Here is a 21,365-nt window from a genome sequence, read left to right on the forward strand (position 1 = left end):
TGAGCCCGAGGCTCGTGAGCGTGGCGTCTGCTTCGGCGGTCGCACGGTGCAGGTCATCTATGGTGAGCAGGCGGGCACGGTACGAAGTCTGCGCGAGATGAAGGATGAGTCTCACCATCAGCGTTTCGGACAGCGGGATGTTGATGACGTCGGGAGCTTGGTACACGGAGCCTCCATGAGATTGAGGAATGTCACGGTGACTCCGTGACTGTCGACCTATGCGCGACCCCTCAACAGTTGTGACAGCGACGAGCGCCGTGCTCGTGTGCGATCTGATGCCGACCTGGCTATTTCGCATGCCCTACGGTGGTGCTCATGAGCTCCGGATTCGCGTTCCATGAAGCCCAGCCCGTGATCGACGAGGATGAGGATGGTTTGCCCATCGTCGCGGCGTATCCGGCGGGTGCAGCGTATGCGGTTGCTGGTGTCGACGACGGCTGGGTGCACGTGCTCCTTCCGTCCGCCGGTGGTGATATCGAGTCGTCGTTCCCGGAGTCAGTCGGGACGCTGACGGATGCGTCCGCGCCGGCGCCTGCGACGCTCGTGCCGTACCGGGAGGCTGCAGAGCGCTTCCCTGACCTCATTAGCGCCGATGATCTCGCGGACTACGAGGCAGCGGCGAGGGCCATCGCGGAGTGGAGCTGAGTGACGAAGACAGGACGTCGGGCCGGTGTCCTGCGCGGCTTGTTGCAGAGCGCAGGTGTCCAGTTCCGCCAGAGCAGCGGCTCCCTGCGGATGGTCGATCTTCACTCTGACGCGCGCGATGAGGTGCTCGCAATATACGCGATGCTCGGCGGGCTGTCACCTGCTCCCACGCTGCGGCCGGGTTCATGGGACATGCAGACGCACGACAACCTCTACATTGAACTCGACGAGGAGTTCCACTTCACCCGCTATCGCGCCGCCACACTTCAGCTCTCGACTTTCGCGGGACTCCCGTGGACTCCGACGCACCTCGCCTTCTGTGCCGCGCATGAGAAAGCAGCCGCGCGCGGCGGTGGGCGGTGGACGAGCGCCTCGACGGAGAAGATGTTCGGACCCTCCGACGCTGTCGGCGTGTATGGAGAGAACGGGAGCGCACGTGGGAAGCAGCGGGCGCTATACGACGCGATGAAGGACGTCGCGGCGGCCACCGGCTCAGTACGGCTCACCCGGATCTCGATCTACGACTGGGTGGAGGGGGTCACACTAGGCGACATCCTCAATGGGAAGCGGTCGGTGCCGCCGGAGGCAGTGCGGCGCGCTATCGAGTCACGGGTTCAATAGTTCACCAGTCGCTGCCGCCGCGTGGTAGTCACGTAGCGCGCTGGCGGTCACGGGCGCGCGAAGGCAGTCATGAAGTGGAGAATCGAGTAGCGTTTCGGCTGCCCTGCCGGTCAGTAGCGGCGGTCGTTGCTCCTCGCCGCCTTCGCCTCGGCGCGTTCCCTCTCGGTCCTTTCGAGGTCGCTGAGCATACTCCGTGCCGCGTTCGCCCAGGGGTGGACCATGTCGCCGGGAATCTTGGCCTCAGCAAGCACTCTCCCGGGCTCGAAAACCGCCGCTTTGACGAGATGTAACCGTCGCCCCCTGTCGTCCCAGAACAGCTCGAAAGTGTAAGGTCGGAGCTTGCCTTTCGCGGTGGAGCGAACCATCTGGACGTGGGCATACCCGTCTGCGACATCATCGTCGAAGACTCGCGCACCTTCGCAGTCATCGCGATACTCCAGGAAATCTCGAATCGCCTTCGCTGCCAGGCTGAGATGCTTGCCACGGAACCATTTCTTCATGCCCCGATCTTGACATGCGACCACCACCGGCGGCAGCCGTCGCGAGCGAGACCGCGCGGCAGCGCTTCGGGATTCGAGGTGAGGTGCCAGACGAGCGGTCAGTGAAGCCGTGAGCGAGAGGTCCGAGCTCTGCAAGGGCGCATATAGGAGAGCTCATTCCGTCCCTCCTCCCTGCCCTCTCGCCACGCGCTCACGTCGCTCGCTCGTGCCGTTCGGTTGGTCGTCGGTCTGTCGTTCGCTCGGTCACCACGTTCCTTGGCGCACGCGGGGTGTTGTAGTGCGTGTGTCGGTATAGGACTGTGTGCGCCTTGGCGTGACGTGTAACCAACGTCGAGAGTGAGTGGTGGTGATGGTTTGGGGGCGAGCCTCGGGTCGGGACAACTCGTCAACAGGCTACGGCGAACGGGACGTTGCTCGATGGGGCACGGATCTCAAGTGAGAGACACGCCACTGCTTCCGCGCGGGGGTCCCCTCTCGCACCCAGCGACCCTCCTCGGAGGCCGCACTGGTAGTGCCCCTGCAGGGTATGCCTGGGCAATGTCAGACGACGGCCTAGGAGGGGGGAAGGTAACCGGGGGCGGCAGACCCAGGATGGGCGATTATCGAGGTGATATGTTGGCCGATTCCGCTGGATGAAGACCGCTTCTTGAGCGCTCACTTCACACCTGTCGACGGAGTTCCCAGCCGTGGGCGAGAGCCTGATGGCGCACCCAGGCATGTGCTGTGGCCGCTGCTTCTGAGGAGTCGATGAGGCTCGCGGCGTGGGCGATGCCCGAGCGCCGCGCTCGCGCTGCTGATGGGTGGAGCACGATGATCTCGTTGCCCCGGGCGGGTGCAACGACTTCCAGCATGTGAGTTCCAACCAGAACGTCGACTAGGAACGCGTCCGGTCGGACTCGAGTGATCTGGGCCACGCCGCCGAGGGCCTTGATGCTGTCCATCCAAAGCGTGCACGTCGTGCCGATTCGGGTACGCGCGACCATCGCGCCGAGCGTCTGTGAGTGTGCGCCTGTCACGTCAGCGAGGACAGCGTCCGGCTTTCCTGGATGACGGCGTGTGAGCATGATCCTCGCCATGACATCTGACATGCGCGGCGAGTTCGGACGCCGTGACCGCGCCGGTCTGAGCGCATCTGGCCGCGTTCTAGGCTGGCTGAATGGAGACCGACGCGACGCTGCCGCCGCATTCATTCGCGGATCTGCTGCCACGCATGTCGGACATGGAGATGGACGAGCTCGTGCGCGACATCAGTTTGAAATAGCCAAGCCGAAGTACTGCAGCTCCGCGTCGTTCAGCATCCGCGAGCGGATCAGGAACCGCATTCCAGTGGGGCCCTCGACCGAGAAGCCGGCACCGCGGCCCGGCACGACGTCGATCGTGAGGTGGGTGTACTTCCAGTACTCGAACTGCGATTCCGACATGAAGACCTCGACCGGGGAGTCGAGCCCCACATCGAGGGCGCCGAGCAGCACATCGCTCGGCCCGGTGATGAACATGCCGACCGGGTAGCACATGGGTGACGAGCCGTCGCAGCATCCGCCCGACTGATGGAACATCAGGGGTCCGTGCTGCACGGTGAGATCGCGGATGAGGGATGCCGCGGCATCCGTCACGTCGACCCGCTGATAGGTGCCGATGCTGACCATGGTCCGAGCCTTCCTGCAGGTGGTTCCGGGCGGGCGCTGCCGGTGCAGCGCCCGCCCGGAGGTCGAGCTCAGAAGAAGCCCATCGGGCCTTCTGCGTACGAGACCAGGAGGTTCTTGGTCTGCTGGTAGTGGTCGAGCATCATCTTGTGGTTCTCGCGACCGACGCCCGACTGCTTGTACCCGCCGAACGCCGCATGCGCCGGGTACTGGTGGTAGGTGTTCGTCCAGACACGACCGGCCTCGATCGCCCGTCCCGCGCGATAGGCGGTGTCGCCGCTGCGGCTCCACACTCCCGCACCCAGTCCGTAGAGGGTGTCGTTCGCGATCGAGATCGCATCGTCGAAGTCATCGAACGAGGTGACCGAGAGCACCGGGCCGAAGATCTCCTCCTGGAAGATGCGCATGTCGTTCGTGCCCTCGAACACGGTCGGCGCAACGTAGAAACCTTCGCTGAGGTCGCCGCCGAGATCGACGCGGTCGCCACCCGTGAGCAGTCGCGCGCCTCCCTGCTTGCCGATGTCGATGTAGCTGAGGATCTTCTCCAGCTGATCGTTCGATGCCTGCGCGCCGATCATCGTGGCCGGATCCAGCGGGTTTCCCTGCACGACCCTGCCGACGCGTTCGAGGCCGTCGGCGAGGAAGCCGTCGTAGATCGAGCGCTGGATGAGCGCCCGCGAGGGGCAGGTGCAGACCTCTCCCTGGTTGAGAGCGAACATCGTGAAGCCCTCGAGCGCCTTGTCGTAGAACGGGTCGGCAGTGTCGCGGGCGACGTCCTCGAAGAACACGTTCGGGCTCTTGCCTCCCAGCTCCAGCGTGACCGGAATGAGGTTCTGCGACGCGTACTGCATGATCAGACGCCCCGTCGTGGTCTCACCCGTGAACGCGACCTTGCGGATGCGCTTGTGCTGCGCGAGCGGTGCACCCGCCTCGATGCCGAAGCCGTTCACGATGTTCACGACGCCGGCGGGCAGCAGATCGCCGATGATGTCGAAGAGGAACAGCAGGGATGCCGGCGTCTGCTCGGCCGGCTTGATGACGACGCAGTTGCCTGCGGCGAGCGCCGGCGCGAGTTTCCACACGGCCATGAGGATCGGGAAGTTCCACGGGATGATCTGTCCGACCACGCCGAGCGGCTCGTGGAAGTGATACGCGACGGTGTTCTCGTCGAGCTGGCTGATGCCGCCCTCCTGCGCCCGGAGCACTCCGGCGAAATAACGGAAGTGATCGACAGCGAGTGGGATGTCGGCGGCGAGCGTCTCGCGCACGGGCTTCCCGTTCTCCCAGGTCTCGGCGACGGCGATCTCCTCGAGATGCTGTTCGATGCGGTCGGCGATCCTGTTGAGGATCACGGAGCGCTCCGCGGGGCTGGTCTTGCCCCAGCTGGCGAAGGCCTTCCAGGCGACGTCGACCGCGCGGTCGATGTCCTCGACGGTGCCGCGGCCCACCTCGGTGAAGGGCTTGCCGTTGACGGGGCTCACGTTGTCGAAGAACTGGCCCTTGACGGGATCCACGAACTCTCCGCCGATGTAATGGCCGTACCGCGGACGGTAGGTAGCGAGGGCGCCCGGCTGACCGGGAGCGGCGTAGGCGGTGGACACGTCTTCTTCGACGATGGTCATCGGGACTCCTTCGACGGGCCGCGGCGTCGGTGCTGCGGGCTGTGTCTCGAAGGTAGGTCGGCAGAGGTTGCGCCCCGATGCGCAACGTTGCGGATGGTTGCACGCCGTCGCGAGATGTCCGAGACAGACCGGACGGTTCAGCTCTCCTCGATGCGTTCGATGCGGGCGACGAGCCCGGCGCGCTTCGGCGAGCGCGCCGGAAGCATCTCCAGTGCGAGGCGCAGGGCCGCGGCATCGCTCTGTCCCTCCGGGATCTCGGCGTACTCCAGGAGGACGTCGAGGCTTGCCTCCGACAGCATCGTCTCGCGCAGCGCCGCTCTGACGGACTCGCGGAACTCCTCGACTCCCGGCGATGTGGATTCGGGAAGGACCGGACCTCGGTATGCGGTGAGGGCGACCCGATGGGCACCTCGGTCGAGCAGCGAGAGGACGTCGTGCGCGTCCGTCTCGAGCACCACCGGCAGTCGATACGGCCGCGACTCGGGGACGAGGCTGGGGGCGTGCTTCTCGAGCACCTTGCGCAGACGCACCATCTCCGGCCGCAGCGTGTCGGCCGACGCGTCCGGTCCGTAGACGAGTTCGCTGAGTCTCTCGGCCGACAGCCCCTGGCGATGCACGGCGAGCATCAGGAGGATCGCGGCATGACGAGCGCTGAGCTCGATCACGGATTCCTCGAGTTCTGTCTCGGTCTCGAGGCGCGCACGATCGCGTCCCAGGACGTGCAGCGTCGCCCGGGTCGTGGGCTTGGCTCGCGAGGAGATGGTGATCGGACGATGCGACTCGCTGCGGGCCCGCAGTCTCGACACGAGCAACTCCGACTCGACCGCGCGCGCTGTCGCATCGACCAGCAGCCTGGCCTGCATCGAGACGACCTCGTCTCCTCCGGTGATGTCGATGACCCCGAGGACACGCCGCGTCTCGGGGTCTCGCACCGGAGCCGCCGTGCACGACCACGGATGCACCAGCCTGTTGTAGTGCTCAGCACCGCGGATCTGCACCGACTGTCCGAGCGCCAGCGCTGTGCCGGGAGCTGTCGTGCCGACGGCGTCCTCGGCCCAGTTCGCGCCGGCCACGAAGCCCATGCCCTCGGTGAGCGATTGCAGCTTGCGATCGCCTTCGATCCACAGCAGCCGTCCGGCCTGATCTCCGACGGCGACGACGACACCGGAGTCCCCCTCGGTTCCCGGCAGCAGCAGGGCTCGGATCATGTCCATCGCGGACGCGAGCGGATGCGCGAGTCGATAGGCCTCGAGCTCTTCGCTCACGAGTTCGATCTGCGGGGCCCCTTCGGGGCCGACGCGCCCTCGCCAGGATCGCACCCACGATTCGCGGACGAGAGGTCGCACCTCCTGCAGGCGCTTGTCATCGAGATTGCCGGCGATGAGCTCTTCGTGTGCACGCTCGATCAGAAGACGAGAGGCCTCAGGCGGCCCTTCACGTGACACCTGCCACGACGCGACCACGGGCGTCTCCGATCGTCGATGGTGGAGCGTTACCTCAGTGTAGGAGCCGGATGCCGTCGGCGGTACCCGCGATATTCCGGTCACGCGTTCCGGGTGCAGGCTTTCGCACAGGCCGCCGAGGTCGCCGAACCGGAAGAGTGACGAGTCGTCCTGGGGGATCCCCATGGGGATGCCCGCGCCCGACCGCCGCATCGCTGTCGATGCGGCTCGATCGGCTCAGACCCGGGCTGCCCACCATTCACGGAGCCGCTGCTCGGCGGCATCCGCTCCGATGACGCCTTCGTCGAGGCGCAGCTCGAGCAGGAACTTGTAGGCCTCGCCGACCTCACGACCGGGCGAGATGCCGAGGATCTTCTGGATCTGGTTGCCGTCGAGCTCGGGCCGGATGGAGTCGAGCTCCTCCTGCTCGCGCAACGCCGCGATGCGCGATTCGATGTCGTCGTAGGCAGACGCCAGTCGTCCGGCCTTGCGCTTGTTGCGCGTCGTGACGTCGGCGCGGGTGAGGATGTGCAGCCGCTCGAGCAGGTCGCCGGCGTCGCGCACGTAGCGCCGCACCGCGGCATCCGTCCACGCGCCCTCGGCGTATCCGAAGAACCGCAGATGCAGCTCGATCAGCGTCGATACCGACTCGGTCGTGTCGGTGTCGAAGCGCAACGACTGCAGGCGCTTGCGTGCCATGCGCGCCCCGACGACGTCGTGATGGTGGAAGGTGACGACTCCGCCGTCCTCCAGCTTGCGGGTGCGGGGCTTGCCGATGTCGTGCAGCAGCGCCGCGATCCGCAGGGCCACATCGGGCTCGGCACCGGGGTGACGCGAATGCTCGAGCGAGATCGCCTGGCGGAGGACCGTGAGGGAGTGCTCGTAGACATCCTTGTGATGATGATGCTCGTCGACCTCTAGTCGCAGCGCACTCACCTCTGGCAGGAACTCCTCCATCAGACCGGTGTCGACCAGCACGCGGATGCCGCGCACCGGGTCATCCGTCTGCATCAGCCGCACGAGCTCCGATTGGATGCGCTCGGGACTCACGATCTCGAGGGTGGCGCGCAGCTGCGTGATCGCGTCGGCGGTGTCATCGTCGATCCGGAAGCCGAGCTGGGCGCTGAAGCGCGCGGCGCGGAGCATGCGCAGCGGGTCATCGCCGAACGAGACCTGAGGGTCGGCCGGGGTGCGCAGTACCCCGGCGACGAGGTCTTCGACTCCCCCGGTGGGGTCGACGAGCGTGATGGCCGGCACCAGCAGAGCCATGGCGTTGACGGTGAAGTCGCGTCGGTGCAGATCCGCGTCGATCGTGTCGCCGAACTCGACGGTGGGCTTGCGGGTCACACCGTCGTAGCTGTCTGCGCGATAGGTCGTGACCTCGACCTGCTCACCCTGCACACGCGCGCCGATCGTGCCGAACGCCCGTCCGATGTCCCACTGGGCCGTCGAGATCGGCTTCACGATGCGCAGGATGTCGTCCGGCATCGCATTCGTCGTGAAGTCGAGATCGTGGGTCGGCCTGCCGAGCAGCGCATCGCGCACGGGCCCCCCGACGACGGCGAGGTCGAAGCCCGCCTTCTCGAAAGCCTCCGCGAGGGTGCGGACGACCGGATTCTCGGCGAGCGCGCCGAGACGGGCGAGGCCGTCAGCCATGTTGAGCATGGGTTCCAGCGTACCGGGGTACGGGTGTCACCCGCGGGTCGCAGTCCCCGTCGAGCGGACGTCAGAACAGCGGGTTCTCACCCTTGGCCTGCGCGACCGCGCGAACTCGCGCCTGCACGAGCCGCACGAGGAGCGTGCTCAACAGGAACCCGCCGACGACGGCGACAGCGACGATGAACCAGATCCCGATCTCGGGATCGATCAGCTCGAAGCCGTAGATCGCGACAACGAGCAGAAGCAGCACCGGCCCCTCGATCAGCGCGAATGTCACGAACAGCCGCGTCTGACGGCGGCCGAAATCGGCGTTCACGGCACGGACGCGCGATTCGATCGACGACTCACCTGCGTAGCTCATGCCCCCACGCTACCGGCGTCGAATCGCCTCACAGTCCCCGCTCTCGTGCTCGGCATCGCCCGAGTCCTAGGATCGGCACGTGGCCGCAGAAGCGAACGAGTCCCCCTCAGCGCCTGACACGTCCCGGCGCGGGTTCCTCAAGATGGGCGGCGCCGCACTGGCCGGCGTCGTGGTCGGCGGCGCGGCTGGCGCTGCGATCGGCGCGAACGTCGCGAACCAGCGGAAGGGTTTCGCCACTGAACCTGATCCGTTCGCCGCACTGACTCCCCGCAGCGAACCCGGATTCGATCATCTCGTCGTGGTGATGGGTGAGAACCGCTCGTTCGACAACCTGCTCGGGTACCTCTACTCGAAGGAGTCGCTTCCGACAGGCGAGAAGTTCGAGGGTCTCGCGTTCGGGACGCACAGCAACACGGCATCCGACGGCACGGTCGTCGACGCGCACGTCTACACCGGCGACACCGACCGGATCATGAGCCTGCCCGATCCCGATCCGGGCGAGGAGTACCCTCACGTCAACACGCAGATCTTCGGCACCGTCGACCCGAAGGACAACGCCGACCTGTTCGTCGACCAGATGACGGCCCCCTTCAACGCACCCACCCACGGCGAGAAGGCGACGATGTCGGGGTTCCTCGAGGACTACATCATCAACTTCCGCCGTCTGCGCAAGGGCGTCGAGCCGGCCCCCGACGAGGCCGCGCACATCATGGGGTCCTTCTCGCCCGAGATGCTCCCTGTGCTCTCGACCCTCGCAGCGGAGTTCGCGGTGTTCGACCACTGGTACGCCGGGGTGCCGTCGCAGACGTTCTGCAACCGGTCGTTCTTCCACGCGTCGACGTCGCACGGCTTCGTCACGAACCAGGCCGGCGGCGGGTACCGCAAGTGGCTCGATGCGCCCGCGGCCCCGACGGTGTTCAACCGTCTGGAAGACGAGAAGGTCAGCTGGAAGATCTACATCGACAAGCTCCAGCTGGTGTCGTTCACCGGGATGCTGCACGCTGCCGTGCTGGAGAAGTACTGGCGCACCGAGCACTTCGGCACGATGGAGGACTTCTACGCCGATGCGAAGAACGGCACCCTTCCGGCGTATGCGTTCATCGAGCCGCGCATGGTCTACGACCACAACGACTTCCACCCGCCGTTCGGGTCGCCCCGTGAGAGCGAGGTCGACGGCGAAGCGGTCTACGACAGCGCCATCTCGGACGTCCGGGCCGGCGATCGGCTGATCCACGACATCTACGAGGCGGTGCGCACGAGTGCGTCGCCGCAGGGGTCGAACGCCGTCAACACCCTGCTGCTCATCACGTTCGACGAGCACGGCGGATGCTACGACCACGTGCCTCCGCCCGCGGCGACGAAGCCCACGAAAGACACCGGGGCGGGTGAGATGGGCTTCACGTTCGATCGACTCGGATGCCGAGTGCCCGCCATCGCCGTGTCGGCCTATACGAAGCGCGGCACGATCGTCCACGACGAGATGCACCACGGATCCGTCACGGCCACCCTCTCGCGGCTGCACGGATTGAAGCCGCTCAACGACCGCGACCAGTCGGCGAACACACTGTTCACCGCTGTGAACCTCGACGCACCCCGGCATCCGGCCGACTGGCCCGTGACCACGCCCGCCTACACGCCGCCGAATCCCGAGCAGCGCGAGCCGAAGCCCGGTGAGGCCGACCAGATGAAGCCGCTCACCCCACCCGCCCGCGGGCTGCTCGGGCTGCTCCTCGCCAAGTACGGCAAGCCGGGTGAGCCGGAGCCCGAGACGTTCGCCGACGCCTATCGCCTGCTGCACGAGCACGGCGACGAGCTGTTCGGGCCCGCGAAGGGTTCCTGATCTCGGGGGGTGGCTGCGGCCGTCGGCATCGCGCCGACAAGCACTGCGACGAGGACGATGGCTCCGGCCAGGAATCCGCTCTTGGGCGCTCGCATGCGGCCAGGCTATCGATATATCGGCTCGCCGTTCGAGGAAAAAGAAGGGCGGATGCAGTTCGCATCCGCCCCTTCATCCGCCGTTGCGGTCGATCGTCAGACCGGATCTCCCTGCACGGGACCCTCGGTGTTCGGCTTCCAGCCCTCCCGCAGCCGTCACGACGAAGGTGGCCGTCGCCGGACCGATGATCGTGCGGCCCTCCGGAGCGGTGATCGTCAGGTCATACGTGTCCGGCGGCAGGTCGACGATTGCGTAGGCGCCGCTGGCGTCGGTGGTCACCTCCTGCGAGATGTCGTCCGATTCCACCGTGAGGACCACGCCGGCCAGAGGGTCGCCCTCGTCCGTGAGCACCGCGCCCGAGATCGATCCCGGGCGGGCGAGCTCGAAGTCGATGCCCGCGAGGTCGTCCGTGGTGAGCTCTTCGGTGCGAGTCGTCGGTCCGGTTGCGATGTACCAGCGTGATCGTGATCTCGTACTCTCCCGCCGGGCGGATGCAGTTCGCATCCGCCCCTTCATCCGCCGTTGCGGTCGATCGTCAGACCGGATCTCCCTGCACGGGACCCTCGGTGTTCGGCTTCCAGCCATGGGTCGCGAACGCCTCGAGCACGTGGAGGTTGTATGCCGGCCCCAGCTGGTTCGGGATCGTCAGCAACAGAGTGTCTGCCGACATGACGGCCTCGTCAGCCAAGAGCTGCTGGATCAGCACGTCGGGTTCGGCCGCATACGTCTTGCCGAAGGTCGAGCGGAAGCCGTCGATGATGCCGATCTGGTCGGCGTTCTCCTCGCTGCGCAGACCGAAGTACGCCCTGTCCATGTCCGAGACGAGCGGGAACACGCTGCGGCTCACCGAGACGCGAGGTGCTCCGGTGTGTCCTGCCTCCTTGTAGGCGGAACGGAACAGGTCGATCTGCTCGCGCTGCAGCTGATGGAACGGCACTCCGGTCGCCTCGGTGAGCAGGGTCGAACTCATCATGTTGAGACCCTTGCGGCCGGTCTCCTCCGCGGTGGCGCGGGAACCCGAGCCCCACCAGATGTGGTCGCGCAGGGTGGGCGACTGGGGCTCGATCGCGAGGTATCGGCCGGCTCCCACCATGCGGGGGTCGCCGGGGGCGAGACCCTCGCCGTCGATCGCACGGAGGAAGAGGTCGAACTTCTCGCGAGCGATGACACTGCCCCGCTCGGGGTCCTCCTCGTCGTGGAACCCGAAGGTCTCGTATCCGCGCAGAGCCGTCTCGGGTGACCCGCGGCTCACGCCGAGCGCGATGCGACCGTCGGCGATCAGGTCGAGTGCCGCCGCCTCCTCAGCGAACTGGAACGGGTTCTCGTACCTCATGTCGATCACGCCGGTGCCGACCTCGATGCGCTTCGTACGCGCAGCCATGGCTGACAGCAGCGGCATGGGCGACGCCGCCTGGCGAGCCCAGTGGTGCACGCGCACAGAGGCGCCGTTCACGCCGATCTCGTCGGCACCCTCCGCGATCTCGATGGTCTGCTTCAGCATGTCCCCCGCAGTGCGGGTCGCCGAACCGGGCACGTCTGCATAGTGCCCGAAGGAGAGGAATCCGAAAGCCTTCATGGTGTATTCGAACGCATATATGCGAGCGGGTATTCCTGCATCACTCCCCCGGGATCAGCAGACCGTCGAGCACGAGCTGGCGGATGCGGGGCTCGAGGTCGGCCCACAGGTCGACGAGCGGCACCTCGAACAGGTCGGCCAGAGCTGCGACGATCTGCATCACCGTGAGCTCGCCGTCGCAGGCCCCGACGAGAGCGGCGAGCGCCGGGTCGACCGCGATGGTCCGTGCGAAGCCACCGCCCTGACGCAGTTCGATGATGCTCGGATCGTCGTTGCCCGGAAGCAGATGTCGTGCCTCGGTGACATCCGGAGCGACGATCAGCGTCGTAGGCAGTCCTTCTGCGAGCACGTCGTGCGCCGCGAGACCCGAACGCAGCGCCCCGCCCACGTTCGAGACGGGCTGTGCGACGCGCTCGAGACGACGCAGGGGCGCTCCGCCGCCCGCCGGCCGCCGCACCAGGATGTAGCCGAATCCGACGGCGGTGACGCCACGCGCGGCGAAGTCATCGAGCCATGCGGTGAGCAGCGGGGTGAACGCGGCATCGCGGGGCGTCGTGCCTCCGTCTCGGATCCACAGCTCTGCGTAGCCCAGCGGCGACAGCTCTTCGCGCTGGATGACCCACAGATCGAGGTCGCCAGGAACCCACGACGAGAGGCGATCGAGACCCGCGCGTCCACTCAGCGATGCCTGGCCACCGCACGACTCCCAGTTGCCGAGCAGCTGTGCCACGCCTCCCGGGGTCAGGAAAGACGGAACCGCACGGAGGAACTGCTCGACGAGCGCGTCACCGACGAGTCCCCCGTCGCGATACTCGTACTCGGGGACCCCTTCCGCGCGCGGGGTGATCACGAAAGGCGGGTTCGACACGATCAGGTCGAACGCCTCTCCCCCGACCGGCTCGAACATGCTGCCCAATCGGAACTCGATGTTCGAGACGCCGTTCAGCTGGGCATTCAACTCGGCATAGGCGAGCGCTCGCGCCGAGATGTCCGTGGCGACGACGGATCCTGCGTGACGAGCGACGAGCAGTGCCTGGATGCCGCATCCGGTGCCGAGATCGAGGGCACGGTCGACCTCGATCGGCATGATGACCTCGGCGAGCGTGCGGGAGGCGCCGCCGACTCCGAGCACGTGATCCGCGGGCAGCGCTCCGTCGAGCGCCACCTCGTCGAGGTCGCTGGCGATCCACCATTCGCCGATCCCGTCGGCGTCGACGAACGACTGGGGACGCAGCAGCGCAGTGGGGATCACCTCGTCGCCCTCGATCCTCGCGAGGCCGAGGGCCACGAGGCCGTCTGCTCCGAGTCTCGGGAGAGCCGTCGTCACCGCGGCGATCGGCTGCGGCATCCCGAGCACCAACAGCCTGCCGAGAGTCGCGAGCACACCGTCGTCACCGGCGATCGCGCGCAGGATCGGCTCGCGCATGCCTCTGGCCAGCGCGTCGTCCTCCTCCTCGCCCCACAGGCGACGGAGCGGCTCCGAGCGGAGATCCGCGGCGTCGAGATCTGCGGCGAGCGCGGTGCTGCGGAGCGGATCGGGCGTGGGGGCGAGGGTGTCGGACACGGCCGTCACTCTACGCGTCTTCAGGGTTCTCATTCAGCCAGCGGCCTAGAATCACAAGGTCACCACTCACGAGCAGCCTGGGATCCCGGCGTTCGAGGAAGACCTTCATGACCGCGACCATCTTCGAGAACGGCCTCCGCACGCGCCTGCAGCGCCTGGCGCGCGGGTCCGTCATCTCGGCGATCGTACTCGGCCTGGTCAGCACGGGCGCAGGCAGCGCGGTCGCAGCCGCCGATGACGAGTCAGAGGCGTCCTCCGTCGAGCTCCTGTTGTCGGCGGGGGTGCGCGGAACGGTCGCCCCTGGCACAGCGACGACGGCCTCGATCACCGTGCAGAACGACGCGAAGTCCGAACTCTCCGCCGGACGAGTCACTCTGGAGATCAACCGCACTCCGCTCGCGGACGAAGCCTCGGTCACGACGTGGCTGAATGACTCCGACGCCACAGGGGGTTTCGACCAGCTCGGAACCGACACCGTCGCACCGGTCGACGCCGAGACCTCCGCGACCACGAGCCTCTTCCTCCCTCCCGAAGTTCTCGGCGACCTCGCACCGGGTGTGTACCCGCTGCGCGCGACGCTCAGCGGAGCGCAGAACGAGGGTCAGGATGCCGCGCGAACGGTGACGTCGACATCCGTGCTCGTGGTGACCGCTGCCGCGAATCCGCCCGTCGCCGTGATGGTGCCGATCACGGCGACGCCCTCCGACGGCGCCCTTCTCACCGCGGACGAGCTCAGCGCTCTCACCGCGCCCGACGGCGCACTCACCGCGACGATCGAGGGTGTCCGAGGGACGTCCGCGACCCTGGCGATCGACCCGGCGATCCCCGCCGCCATCCGCGTGCTCGGCTCTTCGGCGCCGCAGAGCGCGCGCGAGTGGCTGCGACTTCTCGACGCTCTGCCCAACGAGCGGTTCTCTCTGCAGTTCGGCGATGCCGACGCCACCACACAGGCGCAGGCGGGTCTTCCGGGACTGCTGCAGCCCACGACGCTCGCGCCGTTCCTCACCCTCAGCAGCTTCACCGAGCCTCCGGACGAGACCCCCACCGCGACTCCCGCGCCGACTCCCGCCTCGCTGCCGACGGATGGCAGCGCACCGACTCCCGTGCCGACACCGAGTGATGAGCCGAGCCCTCAGCCCACCGACGGTCCGGTGCTGCCCGACGATGCGCAGCTCATGGCCGTCGAGGGGTCGACCCCCGGCATTCTGTGGCCCCGCAGCGATGTCTCCGCCGCCGATCTCGACACGTTCTCGACGTACCTGAGCGGCGGCGCGGTCACTGTCCTCTCCTCTGCAGCGGTCGGCGGTGCGGTCGGCGCGCACGCCGCGATCGATTCGCACAGCGTGCTGGTCGCCGTGGATGCCGCATCGGATGCTCTGTCGCAGGCGGCGAGCGAAGACGACGACGCCGCCCGTCAGCAGTCGCTGGCCGGGGCGAGCGCTTATCTCGCCCTGTCGGCTCAGGCGAGTCCGACGACGCCGCTTCTGATCGGACTCGACCGCGACGAGACCCGCACCGCTGATGCGCTCAGAGAGGCCGTCTCATCGGTCGACTCCCTCGGGTTCGGTCTCTCGGAGGTTCTCGCGATCCCGGCGACACCGTCGACCCTCTCGACCGAGCCCGACCCGGCACGAGCCACGGCCCTGCAGGGGATGCTCGACAGCGAGGTCGTGCTCGGCGAGTTCTCCACGATCCTCGACGACAGCCAGCTTCTGCTGAGCCCCAAGCGCATCCAGATCATGCGGGCGACCGCGGTCGGCCTGACGGACAAGGGCTTCTCAGAGGCCGTCGCCGACGTGAACGAGCTGACGACCGAGACGCTGAACGCGGTCGACATCCCTCCGGCGAGCACCATCCAGCTGCTCTCCGCCAACGCCGACCTCCCGTTCTCGGTGCGCAACGACCTGCCGTGGCCGGTGAACATCGAGCTCACGGTGAAGCCGAGCGACCCGCGCCTCGAGGTGCAGTCCGTCACGCCGTGGACGATCCAGCCCGGCACGACGACGAGGGTGAAGGTCCCCGTGTCGGCCCGAGTGGGCAGTGGCGAGGTCACCCTGACGCTGTCGCTCTCGAGCCCCACCGGTGTGCCGATCAGCCAGCCCGAGCGCGTGCGCGTCTCGGTGCGGGCCGAATGGGAGACCATCGGGCTCGCCGCATTCGGCGGTCTGATCGTGCTGCTGCTCGGTCTCGGCATCATCCGCACCGTCCGACGCCGGCGGCGTGAAGCCCTCGCCGGCGACGAAGAACAGACGACCTCCTCACCGGATGCCGTCGAGGAGCTGAATGAGTAGTCTCGGCCGCGCCAGCGCACTGATCGGGGCCGGAACGCTCATCTCGCGCGTCACCGGGCTCCTGCGAACCATCGTCCTCGTCGGCGTGATCGGCTCGGTCGGTGCGGGCGCCGCAGACGCCTTCGCGATCGCGAATCAACTGCCGAACAACGTCTTCTCGCTCATCTCGGTGGGCGTGCTGACGGCCGTGATCATCCCGCAGATCGTCAAGGCGACAGCGGATGCCGACGGTGGCAACGCCTTCATCTCGAAGCTCTTCACGCTCGGCACCGTCGTGCTGGTCGTCATCACGGGTATCGCCACGATCGCCGCGCCCTGGCTCGTGTGGCTCTACGCCGGCAAGGAGGGTTCCGCGGAGTTCCTCGCGCTCGCGACGGCGTTCGCGTACTGGTGCATGCCGCAGATCCTCTTCTACGGGCTCTACGCGCTGCTGGGCGAGGCGCTCAACGCACGGCGGATCTTCGGGCCCTTCACCTGGGCGCCGGTCGTCAACAACATCGTGTCGATCGCAGGCTTCCTCGTCGTGGGAGCGCTGTTCGGCGGCCCGCTCACCCGGGTCTCCGACTGGACTCCCGAGATGATCGCCGCTCTCGGTGGAACGGCCACGCTCGGCATCGTGATCCAGGCCGCGATCCTTCTGATCTTCTGGCGCCGCACGGGTCTCGCGCTCCGCCCCGACTTCCGTTGGCGCGGCGTCGGACTCGGCAACGTCGGACGGCTCGCCGGATGGACGTTCCTCATGGCGCTGACGAGCCTCGGCGCCGGACTCGTGCAGACCCAGATCCTCACCGAAGCCTCCGGACGAGGCGCGTCCGTCGCCACCTTCCAGTACGCCTGGCTGATCTTCATGCTCCCGTACTCGATCATCGTGCTGTCGATCGGCACGCCCTACTTCACGCAGATCAGCGAGCACGCGGCGGCCGGCAGACATGCCGAGGTCCGCGCAGACATCGCCCAGAGCATCCGCACCCTGCTCTTCTTCATCGCCGTCGCCGTCGCCGCGGTCGCCGCGGCAGCGATTCCCGCCTCGAGAGTCTTCACCAACCAGGCGTCGCACGCCGAAGAAGCGGCGCTGGTGCTGCTCGCCTTCCTCGTATGCCTGGTTCCGCTGACGATCCTCTTCATCGTGCAACGCACGTTCTACGCCTACGGCGACACCCGCACGCCCTTCTGGTTCACGCTGTTCCAGTGCGGTCTCGTGGTCGTCACCGCTCTGGTCGCGCAGTGGCTGCTCGCCGCCGAGATCATCGAGGTGACCATGCTGGCCGCAGCCATCGCGCTGGGCCAGTCGATCGCGAGCACCCTGCAGATGATCGTGGCCAGCTGGCTGCTGAACCGGAAGATCGGCGGACTCCAGATCCGCACCTGGATGACCGCTGTCGTCCGCTACGCCGTCGCTGCCGTTCCTGCCGGGTTCGCCGGGTGGGGCGTCTTCCTGCTGCTCGGCGGTCCGACCGGGTGGACCACGTCCGACAAGATCCAGGGAGCCATCGGCACCTGCATCATCGGCCTCGCCGTCGTGGTCGTCTACATCGGCATCCTGGCTGTCCTGCGCGCTCCGGAGCTCAAGGTCGCGAGCGGCATGCTGCGGCGTTTCCTGCCGGGCCGCTGAGCCACCTCGCGCGGGAATGTCGCGCGGTTACCATTGGTTGAAGCAGTCGAACGTCTTTCGGCGTCTCAGCATCTACGACGGAGAGCACATGCGTCAGGTCATCATCATCGGTTCCGGTCCCGCCGGATTCACCGCCGCCATCTACGCGGCGCGCGCGAACCTCAAGCCGCTGCTCATCGCGAGCACGGTCGAGGTCGGCGGAGAGCTGATGAACACCACCGAGGTCGAGAACTACCCCGGCTTCCCCGAGGGCATCCAGGGCCCCGAGCTCATGGCGAAGTTCCAGGAGCAGGCTGAGAAGTTCGGCACCGAGGTCGTCTATGACGACGTCACCGAGCTCGACCTCGCCGGCCCCGTCAAGAAGGTCACCCTCGGCAGCGGGACGGTGCACGAGGCCCAGTCGCTGATCTACGCGACCGGCTCCGCCTATCGCAAGCTCGGCATCGAGGGCGAAGAGCGCCTGTCGGGCTACGGCGTCTCGTGGTGCGCCACCTGCGACGGCTTCTTCTTCCGCGAGAAGACGATCGCCGTCGTCGGCGGCGGCGACTCGGCGATGGAAGAGGCCACGTTCCTCACCCGCTTCGCCGAGAAGGTCTACGTCATCCACCGCAAGGACACCCTGCGCGCCTCGAAGATCATGCAGGAGCGGGCCTTCGCGAACGAGAAGATCGAGTTCGTGTGGAACAGCGAGGTCGCCGAGATCCTCGGTGGCGACTCCGTCACGGGCGTGCAGCTGCGCAACACGGTCGACGGCACGCTGAGCGACCTCGCGCTCGACGGCCTGTTCATCGCGATCGGCAACGACCCGCGCACGCACCTCGTGCACGACAAGCTCGAGCTGACCGCCGAGGGCACCATCTGGGTCGACGGCCGTTCGTCCGTCACCTCGGTCCCCGGTGTGTTCGCCGCCGGCGACGTGATCGACCCCACCTACCGTCAGGCCATCACGGCCGCTGGCTCGGGCACGGTCGCCGCTCTCGACGCCGAGCACTTCCTGGCGGACCTCGAAGACGCCTCGGTCGAGTTCCCGGCCGCAGAAGCCGCTGAGATCATCACCGCCTGAGCGGACGGGAACACTTTCACCTCGCCCGCTGTTGTAGCAGGCGAACCTCGAATCAAGGAGAACTCTGATGAGTGCAAAGGCTACGAGCCAGGCGACCTGGGAGCAGGACGTTCTGCAGGCCGAAGGTCCCGTCCTCGTGGACTTCTGGGCCGAGTGGTGCGGACCGTGTCGTATGGTCGCCCCCGTTCTGGACCAGATCCAGGCGGACAACCCCGACAAGATCACCATCCTCAAGCTGAACGTGGACGAGAACCCGCAGCTGGCGATGAAGTACCAGATCACCTCGATCCCCGCGATGAAGGTGTTCCAGGGCGGTGAGGTCAAGACGACCATCATCGGCGCCAAGCCGAAGCCGGCCCTCGAGCAGGACCTCGCGGCTTTCATCGGCTGATCCTGCAGTCTTCAGGGCCGTCACTCCTCCGGGTGGCGGCCCTTTCTCGTACCCAGCCGCTTCCGTCCCCATTCCTGAGACGAGAGCCGACTACTTGTCGGAGATCCGCACCGGAGGAAGTCCTCGAGACGCTCGAGCGCGGTCGACGAGCTCTTGGATGATGGGGGACTTCGCGGCGTTGTAGGTCGTCCTCCCCCTCGCCTGGGCGGCGACGGCGTCGCACTTCGCATGCGAGTAGCGATCGGCATCCTCCGGATGCTCCAGAAGCCAGTCCCGCAGGATGCGCTGGTGCACCGCATCCCACTCCTCCTCGACGAAGAAGTGCGCGATCGCGATCCGCACGCCGTCAGATTCGCGGATCATGACCGGGTGCGTGCGCACAGCGCTGCCCGGGCGCCATCCTGCGGCTTCCAGAGCGGCCCTGCGCGCGTCGAAGTCGCTGCGATCGACGATGCGGACGGCCAGGTCGATGATCGGCTTCGCGCGCATGCCGGGGATCGCCGTCGATCCGATGTGCTCGATCAGCCAATCCGCGTCCGCGACCGCGTGAATCTCAGCGGCGAACGCCTCGAACTGGTTCGGCCACTCCGGGTCGTAGGAGACGAGCATTCGCGGCACAATAGCTGCCTAGGAGGCGTCGGCGACGGACGGGTCCCAGCGTCGATGCCGCTGCTTCTCGTCGAGAAGGCCCCAGACCGCCGGCGTGAGCTCGGGGTACTCCAGCGCGATCTGGCGCAGCACCCGGTAGTGCCGAGCCGCGTTCGGTCGCACACCGTCGTTCGCGGTGATGTTGTCGGCTCGCAGCAGGTAGACGACGAGCTCATCGACGCTCGGCAGCTCCTCCATGAACTCCCACGGATCTTCCCCGCCGAGGAGCCTCTCCTGGATGAGCACGGCGAGTTCGTCCGACGCTTCTGCTCTCAGCACTTCGAGGCTGGCGCGGCGCGGAACTGACTCGGTCATGCTTCCAGCCTACGTCGCCCTGCGGGTGCCCCGGCGCTCCACCTTCAGCTCGTCCGTCATCTCCTCGAGCTCGCGTCCCTTGGTCTCGGGCACCTTGAAGTACACGAAGAAGAACGACAGCAGCGCGAAGAACGCGTAGAAGCCGTAGGCGAAGGTGAGGCCGATCTCGGCGAACACAGGGAAGGTGGTCGAGATGAAGAAGTTCGCTGCCCACTGGGCTGCTGCCGCGACCGCGAGTGCGCCGGCGCGGATCGAGTTCGGGAAGATCTCTCCCAGAAGGACCCAGACGAGCGGACCCCAGGTGGCACCGAAGAAGACCACGAAGCCGTTCGCGCAGATGAGGGCGACGGTCGCCCAGGGGTCAGGCAGGGTCGCTGTGCCCTCGGCGTTCAGCTCACCGAACGAGAAGGCGAGCGCCATGAGGCCCAGCGTCACCGTCATACCCACAGAGCCGACGAGAAGCATGATGCGTCGGCCGACCTTGTCGACCAGCAGGATCGCGATGATGGTCACCACGATGTTCGTCACCGACGTGATGACGGAAGTCAGCAGGGCACTCGACTCATCGAAGCCGACGGACTGCCACAGTGTCGTCGAGTAGTAGAAGATGACGTTGATGCCGACGAACTGCTGGAACACGGAGAGCAGGATGCCGACCCACACGATCGGCTTGAGCCCCAGACGACTGCCCCGCAGGTCGCTCAGCGACTCCTTGCGCTCGGTGTCGATGGTGCTGGTGATCTCCTGGATCTTCGCGTCGACGTCAACGGCCCCCGTGACCGTCTCGAGCACCTGGGACGCGCCTTTCAGATCGCCCTTGCGCACGAGATATCGCGGCGATTCGGGCAGACGGAACGACATGATCCCGTAGACGAGTGCGGGCACCGCCTCGATGATGAACATCCATCTCCAGGCGGTGAGTCCCCACAGAGGCTGGTCTGCGGCACCCGCGAGGCCCGCCAGCCACGCGTCGGAGAGCAGAGCGGCGAAGATTCCGGTGACGATGGCGAGCTGCTGCAGAGAGCCCAGTCGACCTCGCACCCGGGCAGGCGAGACCTCGGCGATGTATGCGGGAGCGATGACGGATGCCGCACCGACACCGAGACCACCCACCACTCGCCAGATGATGAGGTCGACGACACTGAACGCGAGTCCCGAGCCGATGGCGGAGACGAAGAACATCGCCGCCGCGAAGACCATCACGGGGATTCGCCCGCGTTTGTTCGCAATCGGTCCTGCGAACCACGCACCGACGGCGCACCCGATCAGGGCCGACGACACCGCGAAGCCCTTGAGCCCGACCCCGAGGTCGAACCCCGAGACGTTCCCCGCGAGAGCATCGACGGCGCCGTTGATCACGGCGGTATCGAATCCGAAGAGGAAGCCACCGAGTGCTGCGGCGATACTCACCGCGATGACGCGGCGTTGGAACTTCACTGGACTCGCTGCTCCGGACATGACTCCCCCTCATCGACG

20 protein-coding genes are annotated in these 21,365 nt (G+C 66.9%); 7 read left to right on the forward strand and 13 right to left on the reverse strand.

Annotation, left to right across the window (positions count from 1 at the left end):
• Positions 1 to 315 precede the first annotated feature (315 nt).
• Together ASE34_RS01145 and ASE34_RS01150 are read left to right on the forward strand one after the other, a co-directional pair.
• The gene (locus tag ASE34_RS01145; RefSeq protein WP_157538044.1) at positions 316 to 645 is read left to right on the forward strand and encodes a hypothetical protein; all 330 of its coding nucleotides are present in this window, start codon (positions 316 to 318) and stop codon (positions 643 to 645) included.
• Positions 646 to 1,266: a hypothetical protein gene (locus tag ASE34_RS01150; protein WP_056275628.1), complete on the forward strand. Its 621-nt coding sequence runs from the start codon at positions 646 to 648 to the stop codon at positions 1,264 to 1,266. It abuts the gene before it with no gap.
• A gap of 110 nt (positions 1,267 to 1,376) precedes the next feature.
• Here ASE34_RS01150 and ASE34_RS01155 read toward each other — a convergent pair whose 3' ends face one another.
• The 7 genes from ASE34_RS01155 to ASE34_RS01185 form a co-directional block, all read right to left on the reverse strand.
• Positions 1,377 to 1,766 carry a hypothetical protein gene (locus ASE34_RS01155; protein ID WP_056275630.1) on the reverse strand — a complete coding sequence of 130 codons (390 nt, stop codon included), beginning with the start codon at positions 1,764 to 1,766 and terminating at the stop codon, positions 1,377 to 1,379.
• A 659-nt stretch (positions 1,767 to 2,425) separates the two neighbouring features.
• Entirely contained in the window at positions 2,426 to 2,617 is a 192-nt protein-coding gene (locus ASE34_RS17720; RefSeq protein WP_157538046.1) for a hypothetical protein, read from the reverse strand.
• A 396-nt stretch (positions 2,618 to 3,013) separates the two neighbouring features.
• The gene (locus tag ASE34_RS01165; RefSeq protein ID WP_056275635.1) at positions 3,014 to 3,412 is read right to left on the reverse strand and encodes a DUF779 domain-containing protein; all 399 of its coding nucleotides are present in this window, start codon (positions 3,410 to 3,412) and stop codon (positions 3,014 to 3,016) included.
• Between the two features lie 68 nt (positions 3,413 to 3,480).
• On the reverse strand, positions 3,481 to 5,031 hold the full coding sequence (locus ASE34_RS01170) for an aldehyde dehydrogenase family protein (protein WP_053098219.1): 1,551 nt from the start codon (positions 5,029 to 5,031) through the stop codon (positions 3,481 to 3,483).
• 137 nt (positions 5,032 to 5,168) lie between these two features.
• The gene (locus ASE34_RS01175; protein ID WP_056275638.1) at positions 5,169 to 6,494 is read right to left on the reverse strand and encodes a transcriptional regulator; all 1,326 of its coding nucleotides are present in this window, start codon (positions 6,492 to 6,494) and stop codon (positions 5,169 to 5,171) included.
• A 216-nt stretch (positions 6,495 to 6,710) separates the two neighbouring features.
• Positions 6,711 to 8,138 carry a CCA tRNA nucleotidyltransferase gene (locus ASE34_RS01180; RefSeq protein WP_056275640.1) on the reverse strand — a complete coding sequence of 476 codons (1,428 nt, stop codon included), beginning with the start codon at positions 8,136 to 8,138 and terminating at the stop codon, positions 6,711 to 6,713.
• A 61-nt stretch (positions 8,139 to 8,199) separates the two neighbouring features.
• The gene (locus ASE34_RS01185; RefSeq protein ID WP_056275643.1) at positions 8,200 to 8,493 is read right to left on the reverse strand and encodes a hypothetical protein; all 294 of its coding nucleotides are present in this window, start codon (positions 8,491 to 8,493) and stop codon (positions 8,200 to 8,202) included.
• Positions 8,494 to 8,572: 79 nt separating this feature from the next.
• Here ASE34_RS01185 and ASE34_RS01190 point away from each other — a divergent pair, with 79 nt between their 5' ends.
• Complete coding sequence (locus ASE34_RS01190; RefSeq protein ID WP_056275647.1) at positions 8,573 to 10,333, forward strand: alkaline phosphatase family protein; 1,761 nt, start codon at positions 8,573 to 8,575, stop codon at positions 10,331 to 10,333.
• A gap of 168 nt (positions 10,334 to 10,501) precedes the next feature.
• Here the strand turns inward: ASE34_RS01190 and ASE34_RS01195 are convergent, their stop codons facing one another.
• Genes ASE34_RS01195 through ASE34_RS01205 form a run of 3 tightly spaced genes read right to left on the reverse strand, consistent with a single transcriptional unit; the run spans position 10,502 to position 13,602 of the window.
• The gene (locus tag ASE34_RS01195; RefSeq protein WP_056275651.1) at positions 10,502 to 10,933 is read right to left on the reverse strand and encodes a carboxypeptidase-like regulatory domain-containing protein; all 432 of its coding nucleotides are present in this window, start codon (positions 10,931 to 10,933) and stop codon (positions 10,502 to 10,504) included.
• A 31-nt stretch (positions 10,934 to 10,964) separates the two neighbouring features.
• Positions 10,965 to 12,005 (reverse strand): LLM class flavin-dependent oxidoreductase, encoded by a 1,041-nt coding sequence (locus tag ASE34_RS01200; protein WP_056275654.1) that lies wholly within the window; start codon positions 12,003 to 12,005, stop codon positions 10,965 to 10,967.
• A gap of 40 nt (positions 12,006 to 12,045) precedes the next feature.
• On the reverse strand, positions 12,046 to 13,602 hold the full coding sequence (locus ASE34_RS01205) for a methyltransferase (RefSeq protein WP_082586456.1): 1,557 nt from the start codon (positions 13,600 to 13,602) through the stop codon (positions 12,046 to 12,048).
• A 74-nt stretch (positions 13,603 to 13,676) separates the two neighbouring features.
• Between ASE34_RS01205 and ASE34_RS01210 the strand changes: the two genes are divergently transcribed.
• The 4 genes from ASE34_RS01210 (at position 13,677) to trxA (ending at position 18,926) form a co-directional block, all read left to right on the forward strand.
• Positions 13,677 to 15,860: a DUF6049 family protein gene (locus ASE34_RS01210; protein WP_056275663.1), complete on the forward strand. Its 2,184-nt coding sequence runs from the start codon at positions 13,677 to 13,679 to the stop codon at positions 15,858 to 15,860.
• Complete coding sequence (murJ, locus tag ASE34_RS01215) at positions 15,853 to 17,472, forward strand: murein biosynthesis integral membrane protein MurJ (RefSeq protein ID WP_056275665.1); 1,620 nt, start codon at positions 15,853 to 15,855, stop codon at positions 17,470 to 17,472. Before ASE34_RS01210 ends, murJ begins: the two co-directional genes overlap by 8 nt.
• A gap of 88 nt (positions 17,473 to 17,560) precedes the next feature.
• Positions 17,561 to 18,535 carry a thioredoxin-disulfide reductase gene (gene trxB, locus ASE34_RS01220; RefSeq protein WP_056277582.1) on the forward strand — a complete coding sequence of 325 codons (975 nt, stop codon included), beginning with the start codon at positions 17,561 to 17,563 and terminating at the stop codon, positions 18,533 to 18,535.
• Positions 18,536 to 18,602: 67 nt separating this feature from the next.
• Positions 18,603 to 18,926 carry a thioredoxin gene (trxA, locus tag ASE34_RS01225; RefSeq protein WP_042541543.1) on the forward strand — a complete coding sequence of 108 codons (324 nt, stop codon included), beginning with the start codon at positions 18,603 to 18,605 and terminating at the stop codon, positions 18,924 to 18,926.
• A gap of 90 nt (positions 18,927 to 19,016) precedes the next feature.
• Here the strand turns inward: trxA and ASE34_RS01230 are convergent, their stop codons facing one another.
• From ASE34_RS01230 to ASE34_RS01240, 3 genes are read right to left on the reverse strand one after another with little or no spacing between them, the layout of a single operon-like run.
• Positions 19,017 to 19,535: a GrpB family protein gene (locus ASE34_RS01230; RefSeq protein ID WP_056275668.1), complete on the reverse strand. Its 519-nt coding sequence runs from the start codon at positions 19,533 to 19,535 to the stop codon at positions 19,017 to 19,019.
• Between the two features lie 18 nt (positions 19,536 to 19,553).
• The gene (locus ASE34_RS01235) at positions 19,554 to 19,889 is read right to left on the reverse strand and encodes a hypothetical protein (protein ID WP_053098229.1); all 336 of its coding nucleotides are present in this window, start codon (positions 19,887 to 19,889) and stop codon (positions 19,554 to 19,556) included.
• A gap of 9 nt (positions 19,890 to 19,898) precedes the next feature.
• Positions 19,899 to 21,347, reverse strand: a complete 1,449-nt coding sequence (locus ASE34_RS01240) for a sugar porter family MFS transporter (RefSeq protein WP_053098230.1) — start codon at positions 21,345 to 21,347, stop codon at positions 19,899 to 19,901.
• Positions 21,348 to 21,365: the final 18 nt, after the last annotated feature.

The sequence above is a fragment of the Microbacterium sp. Root280D1 genome (assembly GCF_001428975.1).
Classification (GTDB): Bacteria; Actinomycetota; Actinomycetes; order Actinomycetales; family Microbacteriaceae; genus Microbacterium.

What these genes read in the sequence shown, in the direction of transcription:
- ASE34_RS01145 (WP_157538044.1), top strand. Translation starts at nt 316, where the DNA reads ATGAGCTCCGGATTCGCGTTCCATGAAGCCCAGCCCGTGATCGACGAG.
- ASE34_RS01235 (WP_053098229.1), bottom strand. Translation starts at nt 19,889, where the DNA reads ATGACCGAGTCAGTTCCGCGCCGCGCCAGCCTCGAAGTGCTGAGAGCA.
- ASE34_RS01210 (WP_056275663.1), top strand. Translation starts at nt 13,677, where the DNA reads ATGACCGCGACCATCTTCGAGAACGGCCTCCGCACGCGCCTGCAGCGC.
- ASE34_RS01240 (WP_053098230.1), bottom strand. Translation starts at nt 21,347, where the DNA reads ATGTCCGGAGCAGCGAGTCCAGTGAAGTTCCAACGCCGCGTCATCGCG.
- ASE34_RS17720 (WP_157538046.1), bottom strand. Translation starts at nt 2,617, where the DNA reads ATGCTGGAAGTCGTTGCACCCGCCCGGGGCAACGAGATCATCGTGCTC.
- ASE34_RS01155 (WP_056275630.1), bottom strand. Translation starts at nt 1,766, where the DNA reads ATGAAGAAATGGTTCCGTGGCAAGCATCTCAGCCTGGCAGCGAAGGCG.
- ASE34_RS01185 (WP_056275643.1), bottom strand. Translation starts at nt 8,493, where the DNA reads ATGAGCTACGCAGGTGAGTCGTCGATCGAATCGCGCGTCCGTGCCGTG.
- ASE34_RS01200 (WP_056275654.1), bottom strand. Translation starts at nt 12,005, where the DNA reads ATGAAGGCTTTCGGATTCCTCTCCTTCGGGCACTATGCAGACGTGCCC.
- trxB (WP_056277582.1), top strand. Translation starts at nt 17,561, where the DNA reads ATGCGTCAGGTCATCATCATCGGTTCCGGTCCCGCCGGATTCACCGCC.
- murJ (WP_056275665.1), top strand. Translation starts at nt 15,853, where the DNA reads ATGAGTAGTCTCGGCCGCGCCAGCGCACTGATCGGGGCCGGAACGCTC.
- ASE34_RS01195 (WP_056275651.1), bottom strand. Translation starts at nt 10,933, where the DNA reads ATGCGAACTGCATCCGCCCGGCGGGAGAGTACGAGATCACGATCACGC.
- ASE34_RS01205 (WP_082586456.1), bottom strand. Translation starts at nt 13,602, where the DNA reads ATGAGAACCCTGAAGACGCGTAGAGTGACGGCCGTGTCCGACACCCTC.
- ASE34_RS01165 (WP_056275635.1), bottom strand. Translation starts at nt 3,412, where the DNA reads ATGGTCAGCATCGGCACCTATCAGCGGGTCGACGTGACGGATGCCGCG.
- ASE34_RS01180 (WP_056275640.1), bottom strand. Translation starts at nt 8,138, where the DNA reads ATGCTCAACATGGCTGACGGCCTCGCCCGTCTCGGCGCGCTCGCCGAG.
- trxA (WP_042541543.1), top strand. Translation starts at nt 18,603, where the DNA reads ATGAGTGCAAAGGCTACGAGCCAGGCGACCTGGGAGCAGGACGTTCTG.
- ASE34_RS01170 (WP_053098219.1), bottom strand. Translation starts at nt 5,031, where the DNA reads ATGACCATCGTCGAAGAAGACGTGTCCACCGCCTACGCCGCTCCCGGT.
- ASE34_RS01230 (WP_056275668.1), bottom strand. Translation starts at nt 19,535, where the DNA reads ATGCTCGTCTCCTACGACCCGGAGTGGCCGAACCAGTTCGAGGCGTTC.